The 20,433-nt window shown below is 61.3% G+C and carries 19 protein-coding genes; 7 read left to right on the forward strand and 12 right to left on the reverse strand.

Annotated features, from left to right (window positions below):
* The first annotated feature begins 5 nt into the window (after positions 1-5).
* Both recG and SOP85_RS00740 read left to right on the forward strand, forming a co-directional pair.
* A complete protein-coding gene (gene recG, locus SOP85_RS00735) occupies positions 6-2,081 on the forward strand; it encodes an ATP-dependent DNA helicase RecG (RefSeq protein WP_274073728.1) in 2,076 nt (691 codons plus the stop codon).
* Between the two features lie 78 nt (positions 2,082-2,159).
* A complete protein-coding gene (locus tag SOP85_RS00740; protein WP_323625726.1) occupies positions 2,160-3,560 on the forward strand; it encodes an aminoacyl-tRNA deacylase and HDOD domain-containing protein in 1,401 nt (466 codons plus the stop codon).
* 43 nt (positions 3,561-3,603) lie between these two features.
* On the opposite strand, the gene SOP85_RS00745 is transcribed toward SOP85_RS00740, so the two are convergent.
* The 5 genes from SOP85_RS00745 to SOP85_RS00765 form a co-directional block, all read right to left on the reverse strand.
* The gene (locus SOP85_RS00745) at positions 3,604-3,984 is read right to left on the reverse strand and encodes a helicase (protein WP_274073730.1); all 381 of its coding nucleotides are present in this window, start codon (positions 3,982-3,984) and stop codon (positions 3,604-3,606) included.
* 148 nt (positions 3,985-4,132) lie between these two features.
* Positions 4,133-4,507 carry a DUF6124 family protein gene (locus SOP85_RS00750; protein WP_274073731.1) on the reverse strand — a complete coding sequence of 125 codons (375 nt, stop codon included), beginning with the start codon at positions 4,505-4,507 and terminating at the stop codon, positions 4,133-4,135.
* A 423-nt stretch (positions 4,508-4,930) separates the two neighbouring features.
* Positions 4,931-5,206 carry an HU family DNA-binding protein gene (locus SOP85_RS00755; protein ID WP_003213368.1) on the reverse strand — a complete coding sequence of 92 codons (276 nt, stop codon included), beginning with the start codon at positions 5,204-5,206 and terminating at the stop codon, positions 4,931-4,933.
* Between the two features lie 194 nt (positions 5,207-5,400).
* On the reverse strand, positions 5,401-6,549 hold the full coding sequence (locus SOP85_RS00760) for an NAD(P)/FAD-dependent oxidoreductase (protein ID WP_323625727.1): 1,149 nt from the start codon (positions 6,547-6,549) through the stop codon (positions 5,401-5,403).
* Between the two features lie 20 nt (positions 6,550-6,569).
* Positions 6,570-6,737 carry a rubredoxin gene (locus SOP85_RS00765; protein WP_003437744.1) on the reverse strand — a complete coding sequence of 56 codons (168 nt, stop codon included), beginning with the start codon at positions 6,735-6,737 and terminating at the stop codon, positions 6,570-6,572.
* 199 nt (positions 6,738-6,936) lie between these two features.
* On the opposite strand from SOP85_RS00765, the gene SOP85_RS00770 reads away from it, so the two are divergent.
* Entirely contained in the window at positions 6,937-7,488 is a 552-nt protein-coding gene (locus SOP85_RS00770) for a chorismate--pyruvate lyase family protein (protein ID WP_323625728.1), read from the forward strand.
* Positions 7,488-8,378 carry a 4-hydroxybenzoate octaprenyltransferase gene (gene ubiA / locus SOP85_RS00775; RefSeq protein WP_323625729.1) on the forward strand — a complete coding sequence of 297 codons (891 nt, stop codon included), beginning with the start codon at positions 7,488-7,490 and terminating at the stop codon, positions 8,376-8,378. The genes SOP85_RS00770 and ubiA overlap by 1 nt, the downstream gene beginning before the upstream one ends.
* Positions 8,379-8,449: 71 nt before the next feature.
* Here the strand turns inward: ubiA and SOP85_RS00780 are convergent, their stop codons facing one another.
* Complete coding sequence (locus SOP85_RS00780; RefSeq protein ID WP_323625730.1) at positions 8,450-8,836, reverse strand: COG4315 family predicted lipoprotein; 387 nt, start codon at positions 8,834-8,836, stop codon at positions 8,450-8,452.
* Between the two features lie 152 nt (positions 8,837-8,988).
* On the opposite strand from SOP85_RS00780, the gene phoB reads away from it, so the two are divergent.
* The 3 genes from phoB to SOP85_RS00795 all read left to right on the forward strand — a co-directional run bounded on the left by phoB (position 8,989) and on the right by SOP85_RS00795 (position 12,509).
* Complete coding sequence (phoB, locus tag SOP85_RS00785) at positions 8,989-9,678, forward strand: phosphate regulon transcriptional regulator PhoB (protein WP_020797927.1); 690 nt, start codon at positions 8,989-8,991, stop codon at positions 9,676-9,678.
* 80 nt (positions 9,679-9,758) lie between these two features.
* On the forward strand, positions 9,759-11,045 hold the full coding sequence (gene phoR / locus SOP85_RS00790; protein ID WP_323625777.1) for a phosphate regulon sensor histidine kinase PhoR: 1,287 nt from the start codon (positions 9,759-9,761) through the stop codon (positions 11,043-11,045).
* 123 nt (positions 11,046-11,168) lie between these two features.
* Complete coding sequence (locus SOP85_RS00795; protein WP_274073736.1) at positions 11,169-12,509, forward strand: hemolysin family protein; 1,341 nt, start codon at positions 11,169-11,171, stop codon at positions 12,507-12,509.
* 113 nt (positions 12,510-12,622) lie between these two features.
* Here the strand turns inward: SOP85_RS00795 and SOP85_RS00800 are convergent, their stop codons facing one another.
* The 6 genes from SOP85_RS00800 to SOP85_RS00825 all read right to left on the reverse strand — a co-directional run bounded on the left by SOP85_RS00800 (position 12,623) and on the right by SOP85_RS00825 (position 20,236).
* Positions 12,623-13,519 (reverse strand): peptidoglycan DD-metalloendopeptidase family protein, encoded by an 897-nt coding sequence (locus tag SOP85_RS00800; protein WP_323625731.1) that lies wholly within the window; start codon positions 13,517-13,519, stop codon positions 12,623-12,625.
* A gap of 177 nt (positions 13,520-13,696) precedes the next feature.
* Positions 13,697-14,596: a response regulator gene (locus SOP85_RS00805; RefSeq protein WP_323625732.1), complete on the reverse strand. Its 900-nt coding sequence runs from the start codon at positions 14,594-14,596 to the stop codon at positions 13,697-13,699.
* An 80-nt stretch (positions 14,597-14,676) separates the two neighbouring features.
* On the reverse strand, positions 14,677-15,438 hold the full coding sequence (gene phoU, locus SOP85_RS00810; protein WP_008064514.1) for a phosphate signaling complex protein PhoU: 762 nt from the start codon (positions 15,436-15,438) through the stop codon (positions 14,677-14,679).
* Positions 15,439-15,510: 72 nt separating this feature from the next.
* Positions 15,511-16,344 (reverse strand): phosphate ABC transporter ATP-binding protein PstB, encoded by an 834-nt coding sequence (pstB, locus tag SOP85_RS00815; protein WP_323625733.1) that lies wholly within the window; start codon positions 16,342-16,344, stop codon positions 15,511-15,513.
* Between the two features lie 172 nt (positions 16,345-16,516).
* Positions 16,517-18,187, reverse strand: a complete 1,671-nt coding sequence (pstA, locus tag SOP85_RS00820; protein WP_323625734.1) for a phosphate ABC transporter permease PstA — start codon at positions 18,185-18,187, stop codon at positions 16,517-16,519.
* A gap of 15 nt (positions 18,188-18,202) precedes the next feature.
* A complete protein-coding gene (locus tag SOP85_RS00825) occupies positions 18,203-20,236 on the reverse strand; it encodes an ABC transporter permease subunit (protein ID WP_323625778.1) in 2,034 nt (677 codons plus the stop codon).
* Between the last annotated feature and the right edge of the window lie 197 nt (positions 20,237-20,433).

Here is a 20,433-nt window from a genome sequence, read left to right on the forward strand (position 1 = left end):
ACGCCATGACCGAGTTGTCGCAAGTGTCGGTGACGGCACTCAAGGGTGTTGGCGAAGCCATGGCCGAAAAACTCGCCAAGGTCGGCCTGGAAAATCTCCAGGACGTTCTGTTTCACCTGCCGCTGCGTTACCAGGATCGCACCCGCGTGGTGCCGATCGGCCACTTGCGACCGGGACAGGACGCCGTCGTCGAAGGCACCGTCAGCGGCGCCGACGTGGTCATGGGCCGGCGCCGCAGCCTCGTCGTGCGCATGCAGGACGGCACCGGCGGCCTGAGCCTGCGCTTCTACCATTTCAGCAACGCACAGAAAGAAGGCCTCAAGCGTGGCACACGGATTCGCTGCTACGGCGAAGTGCGGCCCGGCGCCTCGGGGCTGGAGATCTACCACCCGGAATACCGCGCCATCACCGGCGACGAACCGCCGCCCGTGGATGAAACCCTGACCCCGGTGTACCCGCTCACCGAAGGCCTGACTCAACAGCGCCTACGCCAGCTGTGCATGCAAACCCTGACCCTGCTCGGCCCCAGCAGCCTGCCCGACTGGCTGCCAAAGGAGCTGGCCCGGGATTACCAACTGGCGCCGCTGGCCGATGCGATCCGCTACCTGCACAACCCGCCTGCCGATGCCGATGTGGACGAACTCGCCCTGGGTCATCACTGGGCCCAGCATCGCCTGGCCTTCGAAGAACTGCTGACCCATCAACTGTCCCAGCAACGGCTGCGCGAGAGCATGCGTTCGCTGCGCGCACCGGCGATGCCCAAGGCCACCCGGCTGCCGGGCAAGTACCTGGCCAACCTCGGCTTCAGCCCCACAGGCGCACAGCAGCGGGTCGGCAACGAAATTGCCTACGACCTCAGTCAGCACGAGCCGATGCTGCGCCTGATTCAAGGTGACGTCGGCGCCGGCAAGACAGTGGTCGCCGCGCTTGCCGCCCTGCAGGCCCTGGAGGCGGGTTATCAGGTCGCGCTGATGGCACCGACCGAGATTCTCGCCGAGCAGCACTACATCACCTTCAAGCGCTGGCTCGAACCGCTGGGCATCGAAGTCGCCTGGCTGGCCGGTAAGCTCAAGGGCAAGAACCGTGTGAGCGCGCTGGAGCAGATCGCCAACGGCACACCCATGGTGGTAGGCACCCACGCGCTGTTCCAGGACGAAGTGCAGTTCCAGAACCTGGCGCTGGTGATCATCGATGAACAGCACCGTTTCGGCGTGCAACAACGCCTGGCGTTGCGGCAGAAAGGGGTCGGCGGGCGCATGTGCCCGCATCAGTTGATCATGACTGCCACACCGATCCCTCGCACCCTGGCCATGAGCGCCTACGCCGACCTCGACACCTCGATCCTCGATGAGTTGCCACCTGGCCGAACCCCGGTGAACACCGTACTGATCACCGATACACGGCGCGTCGAAGTCATCGAACGGGTACGGGGTGCGTGCGCCGAAGGGCGTCAGGCCTACTGGGTATGCACGCTGATCGAAGAGTCGGAAGAGTTGACCTGCCAGGCCGCGCAAACCACCTACGAAGACCTCACCGCGGCCCTCGGCGAGTTGAAAGTGGGGCTGATTCACGGCCGCATGAAACCTGCCGAAAAAGCCGAAGTGATGGCCCAGTTCAAGGCGGGCAACCTGCAGCTGCTGGTCGCCACCACCGTGATCGAAGTCGGCGTCGACGTGCCCAATGCCAGCCTGATGATCATCGAAAACCCCGAACGCCTGGGCCTGGCGCAACTCCACCAGTTACGCGGCCGCGTCGGACGGGGCAGCGCGGTCAGCCATTGCGTGCTGCTCTATCATCCGCCGTTGTCACAGATCGGACGCCAGCGGCTGGGTATCATGCGCGAAACCAACGACGGCTTCGTGATCGCCGAAAAGGACCTCGAGCTGCGCGGCCCCGGCGAAATGCTCGGCACCCGGCAAACCGGCCTGCTCCAATTCAAGGTCGCCGACCTGATGCGCGACGCCGATCTGCTGCCCGCCGTACGCGACGCCGCCCAGGCCTTGCTGGAACGCTGGCCTGAGCATGTCAGCCCATTACTCGACCGCTGGTTGCGCCATGGGCAGCAATACGGCCAAGTGTGAGCACCGTCTCAGTTTCCAGGCCATGGCTTTGAGCAAGCTGGTTATACTCCTGAAATTGTTTTGAACCGGATACAGACCATGACCGAAGTTGCCCTCGCACCTGATACTCCGCACGCTCCGTCGGTCATTCGTCTGCTGCTGGACAAAATGGGCATCGCCTTCGAAGAAGTGCTCGACCACCACGGCCTGAATGCCGCGCGCAAAGTCCAGGCCGTGCTGCTCGACGACAGTGTCGGTTCGCTGATGGTGTTGTATCCGCAGAGCCAATTGCTCGACCTCAATCGCCTGACCGAACTCACCGGCCGGCGGCTCACGGCCGTGTCGACCGAACGCCTGGAAAAAATGCTCGGCAAGCACCACCTGAGCCTGCTGCCGGGCTTGCCATCGCTGACCAGCTCGCCCTGCCTGTACGAAGAAAGCCTGTTGCGCGAGCCCATGGTGTTGGTCAACTCGGGGGAGCCGGGCGTACTGCTGGAGATCAGCAGTGAAGCCTTCCGGTCCATGCTGACCAAGGCCAGCGCCGCCAACTTCGGCGAGAACCTGAGCAGCATCCGCCCCAACCTCGATCGCCCTGACGATGACCGCGAGGAAATCTCCCAGGCCGTCCAGGCGTTCACCGCGCGCCGCATCCAGCAACGACTGGAAGCGACCATCGAGATTCCACCGCTGGCCGAAACGGCGCAGAAGATCATCAAGCTGCGCGTCGATCCCAACGCCACCATCGACGACATTACCGGCGTGGTCGAAACCGACCCGGCGCTGGCCGCACAAGTGGTGAGCTGGGCGGCATCGCCGTACTACGCCTCACCGGGCAAGATCCGTTCGGTGGAAGACGCGATCGTCCGGGTACTGGGTTTCGACCTGGTGATCAACCTGGCGCTGGGCCTGGCCTTGGGCAAAACCCTGAGCCTGCCCAAGGACCACCCGCAACACAGCACACCCTACTGGCAGCAATCGATCTACACGGCCGCGGTCATCGAAGGCCTGACCCGCGCCATGCCCCGCGCCCAGCGCCCGGAAGCGGGCCTGACCTACCTGGCGGGCCTGCTGCACAACTTCGGCTACCTGTTGCTGGCCCACGTGTTCCCGCCGCACTTCTCGCTGATCTGCCGGCACATGGAGGTCAACCCGCACCTGTGCCACAGCTTTGTGGAACAACACCTGCTGGGCATCAGCCGTGAACAGATCGGCTCATGGCTGATGCGCTACTGGGACATGCCGGAAGAGCTCACCACCGCGCTGCGCTTCCAGCACGACCCGACCTACGACGGCACGTTCGCCGAGTACCCGAACCTGGTGTGCCTCGCCGTGCGCCTGCTGCGCAGCCGAGGCATCGGCTCCGGACCGGACGAAGACATCCCCGACGCCCTGCTGGAGCGCCTCGGCCTGAGCCGCGCCAAGGCTGAAGACGTCGTCAGCAAGGTGCTTGAAGCCGAAGTGATGCTGCGCGAACTCGCGTCGCAATTCAGCCAGGGGTGAAGTACCTCATCGGAACGCCACCCCTTTAGGAGCGAGCTTGCTCCTACACCTTCTTCGGCTTCTTCGGCTTCAAATACTTGGTCAACCCCTGGAACCAGATCACCAGCGCCGGGTTGCCCTTGATCTGAATCGACTTGTCCTGGATCCCCGTCATGAACGCCAACTGCTTGTTCTTCGCCTGCATCGTGGCAAAGCCGTACGCCGCGTCCTTGAAGGCAATCGCAAACGCCGGCTCATCGTGCACACCCGCCTTGCTGGTAATGCGCTGATCCTTCACCCGGAAGTGCCGCGCTACTTTCCCGTCCAGGGTCTGCAGCTGAAACACCAACGCCTTGTCACCCAGCTGCTGCTGGAACGCAGGATTGGAGCGACTGGCCCGGCTCATCAATAGACCCATCATCCACAGCAGAAAACGAAATTTCATGTGCACAGCCTCAAAAGAAAAATGAACGGCCGGCGCAGTGTAGCGATTAAAAGCCAGAATGCCACCTTCGCGATACGTTAGGAGGAGATGCCAGGTTTTTTGACGCCGATGACTACCAAGTCACTGACGACAGCTCTCCTTTTAGGGCTCAAACAGGTTGCGACGGGGCAACATTATCCAGCACCCGATTGACCGCCAACTCACCGAGCATGATCACCTGCTGCAGCGCCAACATCGTGCTGCGGTGCGCCCCTTCCAGCATCGCGGCGATTTCACTCGCCATCACGTTCGCCGAGGCCAACGACTCACAGGCGTGGGCCAACAGCGTTTCGTTGTCGATGTCCGGTGCCACGACAAAGATCGTGCTGGGCGTATGGGCGCCGGTCATGACCAGGGCATTGGGTTTCAGGTAATGGTCCAGGGCGCGATTGGCAGCCTGGTGCAACTTTCTGGAAGTCGCGGACATGTACGGGGTAGTGCTTTCGGTTTCCGATCCGGCGGGTAAATCATTGACCTTGGGCATGGTGAATCTCCGAGGAATATTGGAGTGACCACGCTAACCTTCGCGCTTCCGAAGGCCAACCTTAAAAAAGCGTCGGATGCTTCCTCAATTTTGTAAGCAATTTCATCATTTTCGAACCGTGTTTAAGGATTTGAAACTCGCCGTTTGTAAGCCCCCCACCTCGCGCGTGCACTCTCCTGTAGGAGCTGCCGCAGGCTGCGATCCTTTGATTTTTCCCTCTCGCAAACCTTTCGGAAATTTCCTTCAAACTTAAGGATCCTCCGATTGGTGGCGGCCGCGTATCGCTTGCAGTTTGATGGTGCCTGACACACCGCCTTCGCTGGCAAGCCAGCTCCTACAAAGGGCGGAGTCGAGACAAAAAAATAGGCACCCAACCTTGTTGGCGTGCCCATTTTTTCAGCAACCCCGCAAAGGGGAGGCAAATTACGGATTAACACTATCCTTCAACGACTTACCCGGCTTGAACGCAACAGTGTTGCTGGCCTTGATTTTAACCGGCTCACCGGTTTGCGGGTTTTTGCCGGTGCGGGCACCGCGGTGGCGTTGCAGGAAGGTGCCGAAACCTACCAGCGTCACGCTGTCCTTGCGGTGCAGGGCGCCGGTGATTTCTTCGAGAACGGCATTGAGGACGCGGTTGGCCTGCTCTTTGGTGAGATCTGCTTTTTCAGCAATGGCTGCGGCGAGTTCTGGTTTACGCATATGAGTGAAGCCCCTTTGACGGTTTGTTGTTGTTATGTCCGTGCTGCTCTCTGCGGAGCAGCGCCCAAAGCGCCGCAGGTGCTCTACTCTGCGGCAGACGGGAGTGAGGATGGCACGCAGCGAGGAGCCGCGCCAGTGTCGGCGCGGCCAATGTTTGAGCAAAAGGGGGGTTATTCCGACAGAACGACCGGTATTTACGCCAGCAGTGCCGGAAGCTCTTTGTTGAGGGCCAGTTTTTCCATCACGGCCGCGCCTGTCAGGGCATATCCGAGCAGTTTGCCGTTGCTATCGCGGCATAAAACCTTGATGTCGGCGCCCTGCCCTTCGACCGTCCAGACGCCCTCCGAACCCCGTGGTGGCGGCGATACCACCAAGGGGCAGACCGGGGTTTTCACGGTAATGGGCATCGGACCATAGTTGACCACCGTCGGGTTACCGGCGAGAGTCTGGGCCAGCGCTCTCGCACAACTCATCAGGGGCATCACGTACAACAGATTCAGCCCATCGACCTCGGCGCAGTCACCCAAGGCGTAGATGTTGGCGTGGGAGGTTTGCAGGTGCCGGTCGACCATCACACCACGATTAACCTGCAAACCGGCAGCCGCGGCCAGGTCGATGCGCGGACGCAGGCCAATGGCCGAGACCACCACGTCGCACGGAATGACCTGACCGTCGGAAAGATGGGCTTCCAGGCCGTCAGCAACCCGCTGCAGGCGATTGAGTACCGGGCCGAGGTGGAAGCGTGCGCCCAGGCTTTCCAGCCCGGCCTGGACCGCTGCGGCCGCCGCCGGGTGCAACAGGGTCGGCATGACCTGCTCGCACGGCGCAACCAGTTGCACCTCGTAGCCACCCAGGGTCAGGTCGTTGGCGAATTCGCAGCCGATCAGGCCGGCGCCCAGCAACAATACCCGTCGCTTGCCCTTCGCTGCCGCGCGAAAGCGCGCGTAGTCTTCCAGGTCGTTGATCGGGAATACGCAATCCGCTGCGTCGCCTTCGATGGGCACGCGCACGGTTTCGGCGCCCCAGGCCAACACCAGGTCACGGTAGATCACCGCTTCCTCGCCGATCCACAGCCGCTTGTGGCCCGGGTCGATGCCACTGATGCGGGTATGGGTACGCACTTCGGCCTTCAACTGCTCGGCCATCGCGCCCGGTTCGGCCATGCTCAGGCCGTCGGCATCCTTGTTCTTGCCGAATCCAGTAGAGAGCATGGGCTTGGAGTAGGAGCGCCCGTCATCGGCGGTAATCAGCAGCAGCGGGGTTTCGCTGTCGAGTTTGCGAAACTCGCGGGCGACGTTGTAGCCAGCCAGCCCGGTACCAATGATGACGACAGGTGCGTTCATTCCTTACTCCTCTAATTGTCTCAGTTGATTTCGATCATTTCGAAATCCATTTTGCCGACGCCGCAATCCGGGCACAGCCAGTCTTCCGGCACGTCTTGCCACAGGGTGCCCGGCGCGATGCCGTCATCGGGCCAACCGTCGGCTTCGTTATAGATCAGGCCGCAGACGATACATTGCCACTTTTTCATTCAGGTACTTCCTCAAATTCAGGCTTTTACTGGCGCGAACGGTCGATGGATAAAGTGCTGCTGTCCGGCTCAGGGCGTTTTGTACTGATGGGGCCGGACAGATGCAAGCGTGTTCGGCGCAATGGACGCCCGGATCACTCAAACTTATCAGCTGACATGGTAAGCTCGCCGCCTCATTTGCTGCCAATAATGACTCACTGTGCCGCACTCAAAACCCCCATTCTGGGTGACCAGAAGCCAACTCGCTCCCCTCCCCGACACGTCTACCCTCGACTGGTTGTTCGACGAAGGATCACTGACCCGTCGCCTGACCCGTTTGTCGAATGACGGCTTCAGCGTCACGCCGCTGTTCGAAGGCTGGCAGCCTCTGCGCGCTGACGAATGTGCCGCCCTGGACCTGGCCGAAGCCAGTGAGGGCTGGGTGCGCGAGGTGTATCTGCGTGGTCATGGCGAGGCTTGGGTGTTTGCCCGCAGCGTCGCGGCACGCAGTGCGCTACAGGGCGACGGCTTGCACATGGACGAGCTGGGCAGTCGCTCCCTGGGCGAATTGCTGTTTTGCGATCACGCCTTCCAGCGCCGGGCCATCGAGGTTTGTCACTATCCTCAGGCGTGGCTGCCGACGGACGTGCGAGCGCCTGGGCTGTGGGGCCGTCGCTCGCGCTTCGACCGTGGCGCCTTGAGTGTGCTGGTGGCCGAGATCTTCCTGCCGACCCTGTGGAGCGCCGCCGGCGCCGATCCGGAGAATTGCTGATGTACCAGAGCCTGCTCAAGTCCTTGAACCGCTTGAATCCCCGGGCCTGGGACTTCATTCAGCTGACGCGCATGGACAAGCCGATCGGCATCTACCTGCTGCTGTGGCCGACGCTGTGGGCGCTGTGGATTGCCGGCAAGGGCTCGCCGTCCCTGGCCAATATCGTGATTTTCGTCCTCGGCGTGGTGCTGACCCGTGCGGGCGGCTGCGTGATCAATGATTGGGCGGACCGCAAGGTCGACGGCCATGTGAAACGCACCGAGCAGCGACCGCTGGTGAGCGGCAAGATCAGTTCCCGGGAAGCCCTGGTGTTCTTTGCGCTGCTGATGGGCGTGAGTTTCCTGTTGGTGCTGTGCACCAATGCCGCCACCATCTGGTTGTCACTCGGCGGCCTGGCGTTGGCGTTCAGCTACCCATTCATGAAGCGCTACACCTATTACCCACAGGTGGTGCTGGGGGCGGCGTTCTCCTGGGGCATGCCGATGGCGTTCACCGCTGAAACCGGCGAACTGCCGGCGGCAGCCTGGCTGCTGTACATCGCCAACCTGATGTGGACGGTGGGTTATGACACCTACTACGCGATGACCGACCGCGACGATGACTTGAAGATCGGCGTGAAATCCACGGCAATCCTGTTTGGCGAGGCCGACCGGGTGATCATCCTGACCTTGCAGGGGTTGGCGTTGAGTTGCCTGTTGCTGGCCGGTTCGAAATTCGAGCTGGGGGGCTGGTTCCACCTCGGTCTGGCGGTGGCGGCGGGCTGTTTTGCCTGGGAGTTCTGGTACACCCGTAGCAAAGACCGGATGCGTTGTTTCAAGGCGTTCTTGCACAACCATTGGGCCGGGTTGGCGATTTTTGTCGGGATTGTGCTGGATTACGGGTTGCGTTGAGGATGTTAAAAGATCGCAGCCTTCGGCAGCTCCTACAGGGGCTGCGATCTTTTTGCGAATTACGGCACCGGTTATTTTTGCGACTCATGCATGACGTGCCAGACGTCCTTCATCTTGTCGCCCTTCATGTCTCCCGGCTTTTCATCTTTCACGAACGTATACATCGGCTTGCCGTCGTAAGCGTATTGACTGGTACCGTCATCGCGCTTGATGACGCTCCACTTGCCAGACGCCGTGGCACCCGCCGGAGCCATCAATGGCGGCCAGTTCTTGGCGCACTCGTCGTTACACATCGACTTGCCGCCCGAGTCTTTGTCGAACGTGTACAGGGTCATGCCCTTATGGTCGACCATCATCCCATCTTTCATCATCGCCGGGTCGGCGGCGAAGGCCATGGTCGGCAGCGTTAGCGCAGCAGTCACCAGCAAAGCCTTCCAGGATTGAGCAATGTGTTTCATGGAAACCTTCCGTTTGTGGTTGTCAGGATTCGGACTTAGAGCTTAGTCCAGGTTCATGACAATCGCCGGGGGACTAAAATACTGTCACACGACTGCAATAATTCCGTTATCTAATGCGGCGCAAGACAGTTAAATGACAAGAGGATTAACGCATGGTTGGCAGGAGCATTCTGATCGTCGACGACGAAGCACCCATTCGCGAAATGATCGCCGTTGCGTTGGAAATGGCCGGCTATGACTGCATGGAGGCGGAGAACTCCCAGCAGGCCCACGCCATTATCGTCGACCGCAAGCCGGACCTGATCCTGCTCGACTGGATGCTGCCCGGCACGTCCGGCATCGAGCTGGCCCGCCGCCTCAAGCGCGACGAGCTGACCGGGGACATCCCGATCATCATGCTCACCGCCAAGGGCGAAGAGGACAACAAGATCCAGGGCCTGGAAGTCGGCGCCGATGACTACATCACCAAACCCTTTTCCCCCCGCGAGCTGGTCGCGCGCCTCAAGGCAGTGCTGCGCCGAGCCGGCCCTAGCGATGGCGAAGCGCCAATCGAAGTCGGCGGCCTGCTGCTCGACCCGATCGGCCACCGCGTGACCATCGACGGCAAACCGGCGGAAATGGGGCCGACCGAATACCGTCTGCTGCAATTCTTCATGACCCACCAGGAACGCGCCTACACCCGTGGCCAGTTGTTGGACCAGGTCTGGGGCGGCAACGTGTATGTCGAGGAGCGCACCGTCGACGTGCACATCCGGCGCCTGCGCAAAGCCCTCGGCGATGCCTACGAAAACCTGGTACAAACCGTGCGCGGAACCGGATATCGTTTTTCTACCAAAGCCTGATCCGGACGTTCACCGCCCGACAAGCTGACAAGGACGCGCTTCAAGTGAACCAAAACTGGCATGGCACCCTGATTCGCCACATGCTGCTGCTGGTCACCGCCTGCCTGGTGATCGGCCTGATCACCGGCTACTACGGCTGGAGCCTCGCCGCGGGACTTGGCGTTTACCTGGCCTGGACCCTCAAGCAACTGCTGCGCCTGCACGAATGGCTGCGCCTGCACAAACCCGATGAAGCGCCACCCGATGGCTACGGCCTGTGGGGCGAAGTATTCGACAGCATCTACCACCTGCAACGTCGCGACCAACGCGTTCGCGGACGCCTGCAAGCGGTCATCGACCGGGTCCAGGAGTCCACCGCCGCCTTGAAGGACGCGGTGGTCATGCTCGACAGCGATGGCAACCTGGAATGGTGGAACCGCGCCGCTGAAACCCTGCTGGGCTTAAAGACGCCGCAGGACAGCGGCCAGCCGGTGACCAACCTGGTACGCCATCCGCGCTTCAAGGAATACTTCGAGCAGGACAGCTACGCCGAACCGCTGGAAATCCCTTCGCCGACCAACGATCGGATGCGGATCCAGCTGTACATCACTCGCTACGGCAACAATGAACACCTGATGCTGGTGCGCGACGTGACGCGCATCCATCAGCTGGAACAGATGCGCAAAGACTTCATCGCCAACGTTTCCCACGAACTGCGCACGCCGCTGACGGTGATCTGTGGCTACCTGGAAACCCTGCTCGACAACGTCGAGGAAGTGAACCCGCGCTGGACCCGCGCCCTGCAGCAAATGCAGCAGCAAGGTGGGCGCATGCAGACCTTGCTCAACGACCTGCTGTTGCTGGCCAAACTGGAAGCCACCGATTACCCGTCGGATAACCAGCCGGTGGCCATCGACGGCTTGCTGCAATCGATCAAGGGTGACGCCCAGCAGCTGTCCGGCCAGAAAAACCAGAAAATCACCCTGGAAGCCGACCCGACGATCCTGCTCAAGGGCAGTGAAGCGGAATTGCGCAGCGCGTTTTCCAACCTGGTGTTCAACGCGGTGAAATACACCCAGGCCGAAGGCAACATCCGCATTCGCTGGTGGGGCGACGACCAAGGCGCGCACCTGAGCGTGCAGGACTCCGGGATCGGCATCGACAGCAAACACCTGCCGCGCCTGACCGAACGTTTCTACCGCGTCGACTCCAGCCGCAACTCCAACACCGGCGGCACCGGGCTGGGCCTGGCCATCGTCAAACACGTGCTGTTGCGCCACCGCGCGCGGATGGAAATCAGCAGTGTGCCGGGGCACGGCAGCACGTTTACCTGCCACTTTTCGCCCGCGCAGGTCAGCAGATCACGGGTTATCAGCACCACTGACTGATACCGGCCAGCACGCGCCACTAGGCAATCGCACGGTCAGCCGCTACATTGGCTGACTTGTGCCTGCCTTTCAGGTGCACTTTTTTCTTTCCTTTCGATTACACGGAACCCGCAAAACTCCATCATGGACCCTTCCCCTGGCTTGACCCTCGCAACAATATTCGCCGACTTCGGCATGATTCTTTTTGCTCTGATCCTGGTGTTGCTCAACGGCTTTTTCGTTGCGGCGGAATTTGCCATGGTCAAATTGCGCTCGACCCGGGTCGAAGCCATCGCTGAACAACACGGCTGGCGCGGACACATCCTGCGCACCGTGCACAGTCAGCTCGATGCCTACCTGTCGGCGTGTCAATTGGGTATCACCCTCGCCTCCCTCGGCCTCGGCTGGGTCGGTGAGCCGGCGTTCGCGCACATTCTCGAGCCGGTGCTCGAAACGGTCGGCGTACAGTCGCCGGAAGTGGTCAAGGGCGTGTCGTTCTTCACCGCGTTCTTCATCATTTCGTACCTGCACATCGTGGTCGGCGAGCTCGCCCCGAAATCCTGGGCCATCCGCAAACCGGAATTGCTGTCGCTGTGGACCGCGGTGCCGCTGTACCTGTTCTACTGGGCCATGTACCCGGCCATTTACCTGCTCAACGCCAGCGCCAACCAGATCCTGCGCATCGCAGGGCAAGGCGAACCCGGCCCGCATCACGAGCACCATTACAGCCGCGAAGAACTGAAACTGATCCTGCACTCCAGCCGTGGCCAGGACCCGAGCGACCAGGGCATGCGCGTACTGGCCTCGGCCGTGGAAATGGGTGAACTGGAAGTGGTCGACTGGGCCAACTCCCGCGAAGACCTGGTGACCCTGGAGTTCAATGCACCGCTCAAGGAAATCCTGGCGATGTTCCGTCGCCACAAGTTCAGCCGTTACCCGGTATATGACAGCGAGCGCCAGGAGTTCGTCGGCCTGCTGCACATCAAGGACCTGCTGCTTGAACTGGCGGCCCTGGACCACATTCCCGAGTCGTTCAACCTGGCCGAACTGACCCGTCCGCTGGAGCGCGTGTCGCGGCACATGCCGTTGTCGCAATTGCTGGAGCAGTTCCGCAAGGGCGGCTCGCACTTCGCCGTGGTCGAGGAAGCCGATGGCAACATCATCGGTTACCTGACCATGGAAGACGTGCTGGAAGTGCTGGTAGGCGATATCCAGGACGAACATCGCAAGGCCGAGCGCGGCATCCTCGCCTATCAACCGGGCAAGCTGCTGGTACGGGGTGATACGCCACTGTTCAAGGTCGAGCGGCTGCTGGGCATTGACCTGGACCACGTCGAAGCCGAAACCCTCGCAGGCCTGGTCTACGAAAGCCTCAAGCGTGTACCGGAAGAGGAAGAAGTGCTGGAAGTCGAAGGCCTGCGCATCATCATCAAGAAGATGAAAGGGCCGAAGATTGTGCTGGCCAAGGTGTTGATGCTCGATTGATGGGCTGATCTGGATTCGCGGCGCGCCCTTCGCGAGCAAGCTTGCTCCTACAGGTTATGCGCAGATCCTGTAGGAGCTGGCTTGCCAGCGAAGGCGTCACGTCAGACTATCCATCACCGCTTGCCCAACGCAAAGTTGGGCAACGCGCCCATCGGTTGCTTGAACTGGTACGGAATCGACACCAATCCCATCCCGGTATTGCGCTGCACCACGAAGTGCAGATGCGGCCCGCTGCTGTTGCCGGTATTGCCCGATAGCGCCAGCGGGCTGCCCACCCCCACCCGCTGCCCTTCGCGAACGCTGACCGAACCTTTTTGCAGGTGCAGGTACACGCCCATGGTCCCGTCATCGTGCAGCACCCGCACGAAATTGCCTGATGGATCGGTGCCACGCCCGGTCTGCCCGTTTTCGGTCTTCACCACCATCCCGCCCCGCGCGGCAATGATCGGCGTGCCCTCCGGCATGGCGATGTCAATGGCATAGCGATTCCTCGGGCCGAAGTGGCTGTACTGGCCTTCGGCGCCTTGGCTCACGCGAAACGGCCCGCCACGCCAGGGGTACGGATATCGGTAGGCCACGGCAGCGCCTGCGGGGTCACCCAGGGAATATTCGAACTTTGGCAGATACGCGAGTGGCTGTCCGGCCTTGGTCGGCGTGAGCTGCGCAAGGCGAATGCTGCTACGCAAAGGCATCACCCGACGAATGGGTCGACTCGGCGCACCGCTGACGTTCTTCAAACCGGTGAAACTCAATTCGATTTCTACCGGCGCATAGAGGTCATTGCGCACGTAGACACTGTCCACGCCGTCCTTTTTCATGACGACGAGATACACCTGACGCTCGAGGTTCTCGACCATGCGATCGCGGAACGTGAACACGCTGGAGCCTTTGGTGGGGCGGTCGCTGTAGGAGACCACGCCATCGGCGTCGGTGGACTTGTAGATGGTCACTGCCATGGCCGAAGTCGAGGCGATGAAAAGACCACAGAAAAACAGCAGGCGCGCGAACATGGGCGGGATTCTGTCGAGTCAGGTTTGGGTTTGAGCCTAGCAGGCGCAATGGACCTGTGAAGTCGGCAGATGTTCAGATGGATGTACGGTGATTTCCAGGGCCTCTTCGCGAGCAAGCCCGCTCCCACATTTGAAATGCATTCCAATGTGGGAGCGGGCTTGCTCGCGATGGCGGTCTTAAGCGCCAGGAATAAAGTGTTTCTGCGCGGTACCACGAGCAATCAGGCGGGAGATGTAGTCCAGTTTCTGAGCGTCCTGATCGACGAAGCGGAAGGTCAGTTGCAGCCAGTCGCTGTCGGGCTTTGGCTCGTGGGCCACCACGGCGTGCAGGTAACCGTTGAGCCGCGCCACTTCGGCACTCTCGCCCTGCTCCAGATCCAGTACGGCGCTGTCGAGCACCTGCGGCAGGCTGTCGGTGCGCTTGACCACCAGCAGCGCTTCCTTGAGGCTCAGCGCCTTGATCACGCACGGCTGGATGCCGTTGGGCAGCCGCAGCTGACCCTGGCCACGCCCGCCGCCGCCAGCAGCAGCAACCACTGGAGCCTTGACCGGCGGGCTGTTGAGCAAGCCTGGGGACGGTACAGCGGCCGCCGGTGCGCTCACGGCAGGCTTGGCGCCGGTCAATGCGTTCAGGGTGTCGGTACCGAATGCCGAGATCGTTTTGGTCGCCGCTACGCTCGTCAGGCTGTCGAGTTTGCCAACCTTGTGCAGCGCCTGCTTGACCTTGGTGATCAGTTGCTCGTTGGTGAACGGCTTGCTGACGTAACCGGAAACGCCGGCCTGGATCGCCTGGACGACGTTTTCCTTGTCGCCGCGGCTGGTCACCATCACGAATGGCATGCCTTTGAGGCTGTCTTGCCCGCGGCACCAGGTCAGCAGTTCCAGGCCCGACATCTCCGGCATTTCCCAGTCGCACAGCACCAGGTCAAATGCTTCCCTGGCCAGCAGCGACTGAGCCTTGCGGCCGTTGACCGCGTCTTCGATGCGCATGCCCGGAAAATAGTTGCGCAGGCATTTCTTCACCAGGTCACGAATGAACGCAGCATCGTCCACGACCAACACACTGACCTTACTCATCCACAACCCCTTTAAAAAATCCCGGTGAACCCCAAACGAAAACGCCCGGCCAATAGGCCGGGCGCTTTAGTTGGGCAATCTTACTTATCGTCAGATTTGCCCGGAACATTAGCGGTTTCGCCGCTGGTCCCTTCAACTTCTTCCTTCATGCGCTTGAGGCCCAGGTGACGAACGTCAGTGCCGCGCACCAGGTAGATCACCAGTTCCGAGATATTGCGCGCGTGGTCGCCGATACGCTCCAGCGAACGCAGGACCCAGATGATGCTCAAGACCCGCGAGATAGAGCGCGGGTCTTCCATCATGTAGGTTGCCAGCTCACGCAGGGCGGTCTTGTATTCGCGGTCGATGATCTTGTCGTACTGCGCCACCGACAACGCCAGGTCGGCGTCGAAACGGGCAAAGGCATCCAGCGCATCACGGACCATGTTGCGCACCTGGTCGCCGATGTGGCGCACCTCGACGTAACCGCGCGGTGCTTCGCCTTCTTCGCACAGCTGGATGGCGCGACGGGCGATCTTGGTCGCTTCGTCACCGATGCGCTCCAGGTCGATCACCGACTTGGAGATGCTGATGATCAGGCGCAAGTCAGACGCCGCCGGCTGGCGACGGGCCAGGATGCGAAGGCATTCTTCGTCGATGTTGCGTTCCATCTGGTTGATTTGGTCGTCGATCTCGCGCACCTGCTGGGCCAGGCCGGAATCGGCCTCGATCAGCGCGGTGACCGCGTCGTTGACCTGCTTCTCGACCAGCCCGCCCATGGCCAGGAGGTGGCTGCGCACTTCCTCCAGTTCGGCGTTGAACTGCGCGGAAATGTGGTGGGTAAGGCCTTCTTTGCTAATCATGTTGGCGTCCTTGGAGCGTCCGGTAAGGTGCGGTGGGCCGCAGCGTCAGTTCAGTGAGCAACCACAGCTTTCCTAGCCGTAACGACCGGTGATGTAGTCTTCGGTCTGCTTCTTCGCCGGATTGGTGAACAGAGTATCGGTGTCGCCGAACTCCACCAGTTTGCCCATGTACATGAATGCCGTGTAGTCGGAAACCCGCGCGGCCTGTTGCATGTTGTGGGTCACGATGACGATGGTGAACTTCGATTTCAGTTCGTAGATCAGCTCTTCGACTTTCAGCGTCGAGATCGGGTCGAGTGCCGAGCAGGGTTCGTCGAGCAACAGCACTTCCGGTTCCACGGCGATGGTGCGGGCGATCACCAGACGTTGTTGCTGACCACCGGACAGGCCCAGTGCCGACTCGTGCAGACGATCTTTGACTTCGTCCCACAAGGCCGCGCCTTTCAATGCCCACTCAACGGCTTCGTCCAGTACGCGCTTCTTGTTGATGCCCTGGATGCGCAGGCCGTAGACCACGTTTTCGTAGATGGTTTTCGGGAACGGGTTCGGCTTCTGGAACACCATGCCGACGCGACGACGCAGCTCGGCCACGTCTTCGCCCTTGCGGTAGATGTTGTTGCCGTACAGGTTGATCGCGCCTTCGACACGGCAACCGTCCACCAGGTCGTTCATGCGGTTGAAGGTGCGCAGCAGCGTCGACTTGCCGCAGCCGGACGGGCCGATGAAGGCGGTCACGCGCTGTTTCGGGATGTTCATGCTGACGTCGTACAGCGCTTGTTTGTCGTCGTAGAACAGGCTCAGGCCCGGCACTTCGATGGCTACGGTTTCCTGCTCGAGGCTCAGGCTCTGTTTGTCGCGACCCAGGGCCGACATGTTGATGCCGTGGGTATGTGCTTCGTGCTGCATGGGAGGCTCCCTGTGCTAACAAATTCGGTTCGGGGCCGCAGGCCGGGCCTGCGGGTTACTCAAATTCTGTGTGTTGCGCCGGTCCCCTGTAGGAGCTGGCTTGCCAGCGAAGGCGTACTCACTGACGCCAAAAGCTTCGCTGGCAAGCCAGCTCCTACAGGGGCCGCGGTGATTAGCTATCCAGCGCCTTGTACTTCTCGCGCAGGTGGTTACGGATGTACACCGCCGACAGGTTCAACGTGGCGATCACCAGCACCAGCAGCAGCGCCGTGGCATACACCAGCGGCCGCGCGGCTTCGACGTTCGGGCTCTGGAAGCCGACGTCATAGATGTGGAAGCCCAGGTGCATGATTTTCTGGTCCAGGTGCAGATACGGGTAGTTGCCATCCACCGGCAGCGACGGCGCCAGTTTCACCACACCCACCAGCATCAGCGGCGCCACTTCACCGGCGGCGCGGGCCACGGCGAGGATCATGCCGGTCATCATGGCCGGGCTGGCCATTGGCAGCACAATCTTCCACAAGGTTTCCGCCTTGGTCGCGCCGAGGGCCAACGAGCCTTCGCGCACGGTGCGAGGAATCCGCGCCAGGCCTTCTTCGGTGGCCACGATCACCACCGGCACCGCCAGCAGCGCCAGGGTCAACGAAGCCCACATCAAGCCCGGTGTACCGAAGGTCGGTGCTGGCAAGGCTTCAGGGAAGAACAGACGGTCGAGCGAGCCACCCAGTACGTAGACGAAGAAACCCAGGCCGAACACGCCGTAGACGATGGCCGGAACACCCGCCAGGTTGTTCACCGCGATGCGGATCACCCGGGTCAGCGTGTTCTGCTTGGCGTATTCACGCAGGTACACCGCCGCCAGCACGCCGAAGGGGGTCACGATCATCGCCATGATCAGGGTCATCATCACGGTGCCGAAGATCGCCGGGAAAATCCCGCCTTCGGTGTTGGCTTCACGCGGGTCGTCGCTCAGGAATTCCCAGACCTTGCTGAAGTAGAAACCGATCTTGGTGAAGGTACCCATGGCGTTCGGCTGGTAGGCGTGAACCACTTTACCCAGGCCGATTTCGATTTCCTTGCCGTTGGCATCGCGGGCGGTGAGGCTGTCGCGGTTGAACTGCGCGTGCAGGTCACCCAGGCGTGCTTCGATGTCCTGATAACGGGCATTGAGTTCGGCACGATCGGATTCCATGTCCGCTTGCGCGGCCGCGTCGAGCTTGCCGTCCAGCTCCAGTTTGCGACCGTGCAAGCGGATCCGCTCGAGACCGGCGTTGATCGCGCCGATATCGCTTTTTTCCAGGGTCTTGAGTTGCGCGGCCAGTTGATTCACGCGGTTGATCCGCGTCTGCAGCTCGGGCCATGCAGCCTCGCCCTCGGCAATGACCTTGCCGTCCTGCTTGACGTTGACCAGGTAGCCGTAGAAATTGCCCCACTCGCGACGCTCGATCGCCATCAGCTCAGGCGGTGTCTTCTGGTTGGTCAGCCACTCGCCGACGATCCACGTGAAGTCGTTGCCGTTCAGGTCACGGTTGCCGACCTTGATCAGCTCGCGGGTCATGAACTCCGGGCCATCCTCAGGCACCGGCAGGCCGGCGCTCTTCAGACGTGCACGCGGCACTTCTTCCTTCTGCACCACTTCGCCGATGACCAGGTGATTGGCCTGGCCCGGCACGTCGTAGCTGGCGTGGATCAGGTCCGCCGGCCAGAAGTGACCCAGGCCGCGCACGGCAATCACCGCCAGCAGGCCAATGGTCATGATGACCGCGATGGACACCGCGCCACCGCTGATCCAGACGCCCGGGGCGCCGCTCTTGAACCATCCTTTCAGGGAGTTCTGTTTCACAGACTTCTACCTTTCTTAAAGCGACGAGTATTTCTTGCGCAGACGCTGACGAATCAGTTCTGCGAGGGTGTTCATGACGAAGGTGAACAGCAACAGCACCAACGCCGAGAGGAACAGCACGCGGTAGTGGCTGCCGCCGACTTCCGACTCCGGCATTTCTACCGCGACGTTGGCGGCGAGGGTACGCAGGCCTTCGAACAGGTTCATTTCCATGACCGGGGTGTTACCGGTGGCCATCAACACGATCATGGTTTCACCGACCGCACGGCCCATGCCGATCATCAGTGCCGAGAAGATGCCCGGGCTGGCGGTGAGAATCACTACGCGGGTCATGGTCTGCCACGGCGTTGCACCAAGGGCCAGGGAGCCCAGGGTCAGGCCGCGAGGCACGCTGAACACGGCGTCTTCGGCGATGGAGTAGATGTTCGGGATGACCGCGAAGCCCATGGCCAGACCGACCACCAGTGCGTTGCGCTGGTCGTAGGTAATACCCAGGTCGTGGGAGATCCACATGCGCATGTCGCCGCCGAAGAACCAGTTCTCCATGAACGGGCTCATGTACAGCGACAACCAGCCCACGAACAGGATCACCGGAATCAGCAGCGCACTTTCCCAGCCATCCGGGACTTTCAGGCGGATCGACTCAGGCAGGCGGCTGAAGGTGAAACCGGCGACCAGGATGCCGATCGGTAGCAACATCAGCAGGCTGAAGATGCCCGGCAAGTGCCCTTCTACATATGGCGCGAGGAACAGGCCGGCGAAGAAACCGAGGATCACCGTCGGCATCGCTTCCATCAGCTCGATCACCGGCTTGACCTTGCGGCGCATGCCCGGGGCCATGAAGTACGCGGTGTAGATCGCAGCGGCGACGGCCAGTGGCGCGGCCAGCAGCATGGCGTAGAACGCGGCTTTGAGGGTACCGAAGGTCAGTGGCGACAGGCTCAGTTTCGGTTCGAAGTCGGTGTTGGCGGCGGTCGATTGCCAGACGTATTTAGGCTCGTCGTAGTTTTCGTACCAGACCTTGCTCCACAACGCGCTCCACGACACTTCCGGGTGCGGGTTGTCGAGCAGCAACGGTTGCAGCTTGCCGCCGGCTTCGACGATCACACGGTTGGCCCGTGGCGACAGACCGAACACGCCCTGGCCCTCGACCACCTGGTCGACCAGCAAGGTACGGTGCGCGGTGCTGTGGAACACGCCGAGCTTGCCGGCGGCATCGAGGGCAACGAAGCCCTTGCGGCGCTCCTCAGCGGTGATTTCAACGATAGGCGTGGTGCCCATCTGGAAGGTACGAATCTGCTTCAGGCGCTGCTCGCCATCCGGGTCGCGGGCCATGAACCACTGGGCCAGGCCACCCTTGGAATCGCCGAGGATCAGCGAGATGCCACCCACCAGTTGGGTACTGGCGGTGATTTGCGCTTCGCCGTCTTCCAGCAGTTTGTAGCGACCGTTGAGGCTCTTGTCGCGCAGGCTGAACACATCGGCCTGGGCGCGACCGTTGATCACGTACAACCATTGCTGGCGCGGGTCGACGAAGATGTTCTTCACCGGCTCGGTCATCTGCGGCAGGTCGATGCGCTTCTGCTCGTTGGTGATCTCGCCGGTCATCATGTTTTCTTCGCTGGTCAGCGACAGAACATTGAGTTGCGAACCGGTGGAACCGACCAGCATCAGGGTCGAATCGTTGGCGTTGAGGCTGACGTGCTCCAGGGCACCACCGGCTTCATTCAGCGCGATTGGCGTTTCGCCGTACGGGTACTCGATGGCCGGCGTAATGGTTTTCTTGCCGTCCGGGTAGCTGACTTTGTAGGTGTGACGGAATACCAGTGCCTGGCCGTTGGAGAAGCCCACCGCCACCAGTGGTTGACCTGGCTGGTCGTCACCAATCGACGTCACAGTGGCACCCACCGGGACCGGCAGATCGACGCGTTTGAGTTCAGCGCCATTGTCGATATCGAAAAACAGTGCCTGGCCCTTGTCGGAAACCCGCATGGCGACCTGGTTCTGCTCTTCCAGGGAGATCATCAACGGCTTGCCGGCGTCTTGCATCCACGCCGGCGTGATGGCGTCGCTGGACGTCAGGCTGGCACCCTGGAACAGGGGCGCAACGACGTAGGCGAGGAAGAAAAAGATCAGGGTGATCGCACCGAGAACGGCAAGGCCGCCCACCAGGACGTACCAGCGGGTCAGGCGATCCTTGAGCGCGCGGATGCGGCGCTTGCGTTGCAGCTCAGGCGTATTGAAAT

The organism is Pseudomonas sp. YuFO20, from assembly GCF_035064975.1.
Lineage (GTDB): Bacteria > Pseudomonadota > Gammaproteobacteria > Pseudomonadales > Pseudomonadaceae > Aquipseudomonas > Aquipseudomonas putida_AE.